General features: G+C 51.4%; 4 protein-coding genes. 3 read left to right on the forward strand and 1 reads right to left on the reverse strand.

The window, feature by feature from the left end; all coding sequences use genetic code 11:
- The first annotated feature begins 333 nt into the window (after positions 1 to 333).
- Both KDK13_RS06565 and KDK13_RS06570 read left to right on the forward strand, forming a co-directional pair.
- Positions 334 to 3,279, forward strand: coding sequence for a hypothetical protein (locus KDK13_RS06565; RefSeq protein WP_257284177.1), 2,946 nt, complete (start codon positions 334 to 336; stop codon positions 3,277 to 3,279).
- Entirely contained in the window at positions 3,280 to 5,091 is a 1,812-nt protein-coding gene (locus tag KDK13_RS06570; RefSeq protein WP_257284178.1) for a ShlB/FhaC/HecB family hemolysin secretion/activation protein, read from the forward strand. It abuts the gene before it with no gap.
- A 50-nt stretch (positions 5,092 to 5,141) separates the two neighbouring features.
- On the opposite strand, the gene KDK13_RS06575 is transcribed toward KDK13_RS06570, so the two are convergent.
- Positions 5,142 to 7,565, reverse strand: a complete 2,424-nt coding sequence (locus KDK13_RS06575; protein ID WP_257284179.1) for a glycogen/starch/alpha-glucan phosphorylase — start codon at positions 7,563 to 7,565, stop codon at positions 5,142 to 5,144.
- A 366-nt stretch (positions 7,566 to 7,931) separates the two neighbouring features.
- Here KDK13_RS06575 and KDK13_RS06580 point away from each other — a divergent pair, with 366 nt between their 5' ends.
- Positions 7,932 to 8,174: a DUF799 domain-containing protein gene (locus KDK13_RS06580; RefSeq protein WP_257284180.1), complete on the forward strand. Its 243-nt coding sequence runs from the start codon at positions 7,932 to 7,934 to the stop codon at positions 8,172 to 8,174.
- The last annotated feature ends 78 nt before the right edge of the window (positions 8,175 to 8,252 follow it).

Consider the following 8,252-nt stretch of genomic DNA (forward strand, 5'->3'; position numbering starts at 1 on the left):
TAGCAGCTGGCGACCCTGGAAGCAGGTGATGATCTGAAAGTTGCAAGTTCTACCGGATGGGTCGCTTTTGATGAAACGGTCCACACCCTGGGAGCCGCGGATATTGATGCCAGTGGTTCCCTGACATTAGCGGACAATCAGGGCTTCAACTCAACACTTGGCACAGACATTAACGCCAACTCGGTTAACTTTGGTGATAACTCCATCCTGAATGTTGATGGCTCACTGAACTTATCCACAGCCGGGCAGGCAACACTTTATAAGGTTGACGTTGAAGGCGGTGCGACACTGACCAATGGCGGTAACCTGATTATCAATGACCAGATGGAGGTGGTGGATAACCTGACCCTGGATGTGGGTGGTGATGCTACGTTCAATGGCGCAGTACTAGTTGAGAATGCCCTGGTGGCTGACGATATTGCCGGCAACCTGACGGTTAATGACACCCTGACTGTAGAAAACGACATTCGTCTTACTGTTGGCAAGGATGTTGAGTTTAATGGTGTTCTGACCAGCAATGCCGGGCTGCTCAATATCCAGGGCAGTGGCGCTCTGGCCTTCAATGATGATGTTGCCATCAATGACTCAATCAACCTGCTAATCACCAATGATGTCAGCCTGGCCGATGGTAAAACCATGGCTTCAGGTGGCAGTGCTTCTATTCAGTCTGCCAGTGTCACCATGGGTGATACTGCCCGTTTTGATATCGGGTCTGACCTGGTAATGGATACGTCCGGTGACCAGGTGCTGGCAACCCTGGATGTGGATGGTCGTCTTGATATCGACAGTGCCAATGGTCTTGTTGGGCTGAAAGAGCATGCCACGGTCATGAATGCCGTAACTATTGATGCTCTCGATGGCGCTGTGACGTTGGCAGAGAATCAACAACTTTATTTGGGCGGTGATGCAACCATTAACGCCGAATCACTGACGTTTGCTAATGGTTCAGTGCTGGATGTTGATGGTGCTCTTGATGTGAGCACCAAAGCGGATGCCGAACTGTTCAAAGTGGATGTGGCGAATGGTGCTGAGTTTACCAACGGTGGAAACCTCACTACTAATAGCGACGTACTGATCGGTGACAGCCTGACTCTCGATGTGGCGGGTGATGCCACCTTTAACCAGGCAGTCAATATTGGCAATTCCCTGCTGGCAGAGGATATTGATGGCCAGTTGACGGTTAATGACACCCTGTCCGTAGAAAACGACATTCGTCTTACTGTCGGTGAGGATGCACAGTTTAATGGTGCCCTGACCAGCAATGCCGGGCTGCTCGATATCCAGGGAAGTGGCGCTCTGGCCTTCAATGATGATGTTGCCATCAATGACTCAATCAACCTGGTGATCACCAATGGTGTCAGCCTGGCTGATGGTAAAACCATGGCTTCAGGTGGCAGCACCTCGATCCAGTCTGCCAGTGTCACCATGGGTGATGCTGCCCGCCTTGATATCGGTTCCGACCTGACCATGGTTTCCTCAGGCAATCAGAAACTGGCTACATTGAACGTCGGTGGCAGTCTGGATATTGATAGTACAGCAGGTGCTGTGGACTTTAAGGAGCATGTGACCGTGCTCGGCAATACTGACCTTCGGGTTGCCGGCGCCATCACCCTTGCTGACGACCAGAAAATAGTAAGCACCGGCTGGATCCGGGCTGACTCAGATACTTTCACCATGGGTAATCGTTCAGTTATCGAATCCGGTGAGAGCACTTCATTGCTTACCGACGGTGATCAGGCGCTGGCGACCCTGGATATTGGTGATGACTTTACCGCAACCAGCCAACAGGGTGCCATTTACTTTAATGAGTCGGTCACTGTCGTCAATGATATAAACCTGCTGGCTGCCCGTGAGATTACCCTGGCAGCCCAACAGGCAATCAACTCTGGCTCAATGGCCATTGGTTCCGAAACATTGCTGGGTGCAGACAGTTTCTCCATGGGTGAAGATGCGGTTATCAACACCCGCGAACGGACTCTGGTTCATACCCGTGGTGATCAGCTGATTGGTCAGCTGGTATCCGATGCTGTTGATTCTGCGTTTTACCTTAAGACGACAGAAGGTGCCATTAATGGCCGCAACGATCTGGATATTGCCGGTGGTGAGCGTCACCTGAAGGCAACACAGCGGGTGGGTTGTGATGCAGAAGGTAAAAACTGCACCGGTGGTCAGGGGCAATTGATGGCAGCCACCGGTATTGGTGATCCACTGGTGATTGATCTGCCCTGGCTGTCTGCAGAAACCGACAATGGCGATATCAATATTCTGGCCAGCTCAGACCTGCATGCCCGCCTGCTGAACGCCACCAATGGCAATATCTACATGACAGCACTGGGTTACCTTGAGATCGAAGAACTGATTGGTACCCCATGGCTACTGGTGAATGACTTCCTGTTTGCTGACCGGATGACCCTGGATCGAGGCGGTCTGGCATCCAGGGAAAATGTGGTGGTTAATCAGATCAATATGACCGATGGCGGACCTCTGGCGGTTTATGCCCCGGAAATTGATCTGACTATTAATGGGGGTGACGCAACGGAGACATTAATGGCCATGGGTGGCTTCAATGAAACCCTGTCACTGACGTCGGATGCCAGACGCTACTATCAGAACCTTGAGGCCGCTGCTTTCAAACCTGGCAGCTTTGCCAACGATGTTCGGGTAGATATCAGCAATACTGACCAGCTGCATATCACTGACCTGCTGACACAGGGCGGTAACCTGAGAATGACCGGCGACCTGCTGATTGATGCAGCGACGGTGAATACCGGCCCGGGATACAATTTCAGGATGGTGACCGGTTATCAGACAGTGGATGAATTAACCATTAACCTCAATAACTCAGACGGGACAGGGTTACGGGTCGATGGCCAGTTTATGACACCCTATGGTGAGTTCTGGATGTCGGTGGATGATGTCAATGTGACCACCAATGCCCAGTTCACCCGTTATGACCTGCCGTTGCTACTGACCTATAAGAGCAGTCAGGATGATCTTTCCAGTATCACTCTGCCAGAGTCTTTCTTCCGCCTGAGTCTTGAGTATCAGAATGAAATTACCAATCAGGAGCTGGCCCAGGTTATCCAGAATGATCCGGCAACCGATCAGCTGGTGGCAGATAGCGATCCGGTTTCGCTCTCTGACGGCTGGATCGCAGCTAATGGTACCCCGGCCGACATAGATAGCTTTGATGGTGAAGTTGAAATCGAGGCAGAGCAGTCGGAAGAAGAGGAAGAGTTCTGGTTGATTGCTGAACCGGGCGTTGAAAAGGAGTCGTAAATGAACACCTGGACCAAGAAGAATAACAAGGTAAATCAGGAAGATCAGATCCTCGTTTCCACGTTTCCCCGTGGGAATGCCCGCCGGGCCCACCAGAGATGGCCAAGTGGCTGGAATGGGCGGATGGATGAGGTATGCATTCCCACGCAGGAGCGTGGGAACGAGGCGTTATTTTCGGAGTTGGGGGCTCAGATCAGAAGCACGGTTCTGGTCGGTTTGTTGGGATTAAGCCCTTTAATCGCTCAGGGTAATCCAGAGCCCAGGCCGGACCCTGCCGGTAAGGCCAGCAAAGATCTCTTTGACCAGGAGATACGACTTCGGGATAAAGAGCAGAAACCGAACCTGCCTGCTATTACGGAACAAACTGAGCCCACTGAAGAAGTCAGCGGAGGCCCGACATTTACCCTCCGGGGGATTCGATTTACCAGGTCTGCCCACTTGACACAGGAAGAGCTGCAGAACATTGTCCAGCCTGTTCTGGGTGAAGAGATTGATTACAACGGACTCCAGAAGATTCTGGCAACCATCAACCAACTCTATCGGCAGAAAAATATCTATACGTCGGTTGCCGTTTTTCCGGAGCAGCAGGTTTCTGATGGTATTGTCATGATCCGGCTGGTTGAAGGATCTGTGGGGGAAATTGTCTTTGCCGGTAATAACTACACAGAAGATGGTTATTTTCGCCAGTGGATCGATTACGACAACCAGCTGGGCTCCATCGATATTGAAGCCCTGGAAAAGGATATTCTGTTTTATAACCGGATACACAACCAGCGTCTGCAAGCCGAGCTTCGTGCAGGAAAAGCCTTTGGCCTGACCGATATTGTCATTAATGTACCTGAACCTGGCCGGGATAATCTGGAGCTTTATCTGGATAATTATGGCTATGAAAGCTCCGGAGAAGCCCAGCTCAGTGCGCTCTACCAGCGTAATCAGCTGTTTCTCCCTGCAGATAAAGCCATGGCTTATGGGTTGGTATCCAGTGGTTTGAAGTCCTTTGTTTCCAGCTACAGTACGGTGGTGGGAACGGATGGACTTCGCCTCGGCGGTAGCCTGCAATTTACCAATGCCACCGTTACCTCGGGTGACTTCGAGGATCTGGGCTATGCTGGTGACACCCTTCGATTGGGTCTGGAGGGCAGCTATCTGGTGTATTCTGATGCTGATCTCTGGCTGAGCCTGGTGGCAGCCCTCAGTCACTCAACCTCGAAAAACAGTGTTACCGGGGGTGATCTCTCTGACTATCAAACCGGGCGATATCAACTGGGCGCCGAACTGAGCTGGTTGGGCAACCAATGGCAGTTCAGTGGACGACAGCTTTACAGCTCTGTGAACAGCAAGGAAAAGCTGCAGGGTATTACCCGCAAGTTTAACCTGTTCAATACCCGACTGACGTTTATCTATAACTTCGATAATCCTTTCTATGCACTGTCTACTGTAGAGGCCCAGTTTACTTCTGAGCAGGCCCTGCCGGGGGCTGTGTCCTTCACACTTGGTGGCCCATCCACCCTGAGAGGCTATCAGCAGGGCATCGCCAGCGGCGACCAGGGCTGGTACCAGCAGATTGAAGTGCACTACAACGGTTTCTCATTTAATGAGTATCTGTTTGATCTGTATGGATTCTACGACCATGGTGAGGTTGAATCACTGAATCCGAAACAGACGCTCTCTTCCGCTGGAGTCGGGATCAATGTTTCCGGGAATGAATGGTTCAGCTTTGACCTGACCATCGCCAATGCGATGGAAGAGGTGGTACCGGATCAGGACAGTAGCAGTCTTTATGCCCGTATTACCTGTCACTGTATCGATTGATGTGATTCTGGCAGCTTTTGGCTCAACAAGCTGCCAGTACCATCATATTATTAAATTTTCCAAACCTCCTCTGCATAGTCGGCGATGGACCGGTCAGAAGAGAAGTGGCCCAGTCGAGCGGTATTCAGTACTGCTTTCTTCCACCAGGCCCGTGGCTTGCGGAACAACTCAGCCGCTTTTTGCTGGGCTACACGGTAGCTTTCGAAGTCTGCCAGTGCCATGAACGGATCGTTGTGAATCAGGTCTTCGGCCAGGGCTTTCAGCAATTCCGGGCTGTGCTGGCTGAAGGAGCCATCCATCAGTGAGTTGATGGCACGTTTGATCACCGGATTTTTCTCGTAGTATTGGTAAGGGTTGTAGCCTTTTTTCTGGATGGCTTCTACCTCGTCTACGGTCTTGCCGAAGATAAAGATATTATCACTGCCCACCGCTTCGGCGATCTCAACATTGGCGCCGTCCATGGTTCCTACCGTCAGCGCACCATTCAGGCCGAGCTTCATATTACCGGTACCGGAGGCTTCAAAACCGGCAGTGGAAATCTGCTCGGACACATCTGCGGCAGGGATAATCTGCTCAGCGATGGTCACGCGGTAGTCCGGCAGGAAAACCACTTTCAGACGGTCATCCAAACGACGGTCGTTGTTGATAACCTTGGCAACTTTGTTGATGGCGAGAATAATCTGTTTGGCCATTACATAGCCAGGAGCTGCCTTGGCACCAAAGATGAATACCCGTGGCGTGTGTTCAGCATCCGGGTTATCCAGAATCTCATGGTACAGGCTGATAATATGCAGCAGGTTCATCTGCTGACGCTTGTACTCATGCAGACGCTTGATTTGTACATCAAACAACGCATTCGGGTTAACGGTAATCCTGCACTCTTTTTCGATCAGGCGAGCCAGACGCTCCTTGTTCTTGAAGCGCACACCGGCAAAGGCATCCAGAAACTCTTCTTTACTGGCCAGTGGCTCCAGCTGCTTCAGTTGCGTCAGGTCAGTGCGCCACTCAGTACCGATATTGCGATCCAGCAATCTGGCCAGGCAGGGATTGCAGTGGGCCAGCCAGCGACGGGGGGTGACACCGTTGGTAACGTTAACCAGCTTACCCGGATACAGCTCGTTGAATTCAGGGAACAGGTTGCTCTTGACCAGGCTGCTGTGCAGTGCTGCAACACCATTCACACGACGACTACCGATGACGGAAAGGTTTGCCATGCGAATCAGGCGGTCACCATCTTCCAGCTCTTCAAAGATGCTGACCTTCTGGATGATCTCAACATTATCACCCCATTGGTCAGCGGCTTCGCCGGTGAGGAAAACATGGTTGATCATCTCAATGATTTGCAGATGACGTGGCAGAATACGACCCAGCAGAGCAGCAGACCACTTTTCCAGAGCCTCTGGCAACAGGGTGTGGTTGGTGTAGTGGCACATCTTGCGGGTAATGTCCCACGCCTCGTTCCAGACCATGCCTTCTTCGTCCATCAACAGACGCATCAGCTCAGGAATGGCAATAGCAGGATGAGTGTCGTTTAACTGCAGGGCATAGTGCTTTGGCAGATCGCTCAGCTTCAACCCTTTCGACTTGTGCTGGCGAAGAATATCCTGCAGCGAACAGGCCGAGAAGAAGTACTGCTGGATCAAACGCAGGTCTTTACCCTGTGGGGTAGAATCTTCCGGGTAGAGAACACCGGAAATGGTGTCGCCATCGACCAGGTTGCGGCAGGCTTCCAGATACTCTCCCTGATTGTACTTGTCCAGGTCAATCGGGTACTGACCCACCTGACTTTCCCACAGACGCAGGCGGTTGACATACTGGCCGCCAAAGGAGGGGATGGTAATGTCCCAGGGAACCCCCAGCAGTTTTTTGGCAGGTACCCAGTAATTATTCCCGTCGCTGTCCATTTCGACACGACCAAACAGGCCAATTTCAACGGTTTCCGATGGACGACAGGTTTCCCATGGGCTGCCAAACTCCCGCCATACGTCCGGCATCTCTTTTTGGTGACCATTTTCAAATACCTGTCGGAACAGGCCATAACGGTAATTGATGCCGTAACCGGTGGCAGGAATGTTCTGGTTGGCGAGGGAGTCCATAAAGCAGGCTGCCAGACGACCCAGGCCGCCATTGCCCAGAGACATATCCCGTTCCTGGTCCAGAACGTCGGCAATTTTTACACCGTGGGATTGCAGCAGCCTGGCGGCTGGTTCGTACAGGCCCAGGTTCATCAGTGCATCGCCCAGCAGGCGGCCCATCAGGAATTCCATGGAAAGGTAGCAAACGTGACGCTGTGGTTGTTTGCCTTTGGCGTTTTTATCGCTCAGGCTGCTTTCCTGCAGCTGATCCAGGTTAATGTCGCGCAGTACCAGGGACAGTGCCTGCCACCAGTCGCGATAGGTAGCTTGCTTTGGGGTAGTGCCCAGTTCACGACGCAGGTGTTTTTCAATCTTGGTAGTAAATGCTTTCTGATCCATTCGGTGCGTTTCGCCCTTGCTTATAATAGGTTGGCTATTGACGCTGATGATGTGTTTCAGCGGAATGGCCAGTTTAATGGAAAAAAACCGCTTATTGTTTTGTAAACGCTTCCAGTATTCATGAAAGTAATGTCAATTCTTGCGGATTGTCGTAACCCCCTGAAAACGATTACAGCCGTCTTGTGCAGGCAATGACCTGTGCAGAAAATAAATAGCACTGTGCATCAATTTATCAGCGCCACCCATATAGATAATAGTCACTGGCTTAAGGCCCTTTGCCGTTATACACCTTGGGGGACGCAGCCTCTACTATTATTTTTATTTTGTATCTCGCGCTGCGGGATGATCATTTATCGTCGTCTAAATGTGAACACATCAACCTCCGTCAGAGAGCGTGCAGAAAAAGAGATCCACATCGACCACAAACAAAGCGGTGATGATGCCTTGCTCTATATGATCAGTACCGACGGTGCCTTCCAGATGGTTACTCTGACCACGGCAGAAGCCGGTTCTGAAGGTCGGCTGGTGGATCTGCTGACAGGTGAGGTGTTCCTCCCGAGCGGGTACGGTACTGATTCCTCGGTGATGATACCGGAAGCAGGACGGTAGGTGTGGAACTTAACGTTCAAAGACAGTGGAAAAATTGATCTGATAAATTGTTTTACTTCTTTAACAGCTACAGGGTTT

Source organism: Endozoicomonas sp. SESOKO1 (genome assembly GCF_024606265.1).
Lineage (GTDB): Bacteria > Pseudomonadota > Gammaproteobacteria > Pseudomonadales > Endozoicomonadaceae > Endozoicomonas.

Coding starts and splice junctions, on each gene's coding strand:
- KDK13_RS06570 (WP_257284178.1), top strand. CDS start 3,280: ATGAACACCTGGACCAAGAAGAATAACAAGGTAAATCAGGAAGATCAG.
- KDK13_RS06575 (WP_257284179.1), bottom strand. CDS start 7,565: ATGGATCAGAAAGCATTTACTACCAAGATTGAAAAACACCTGCGTCGT.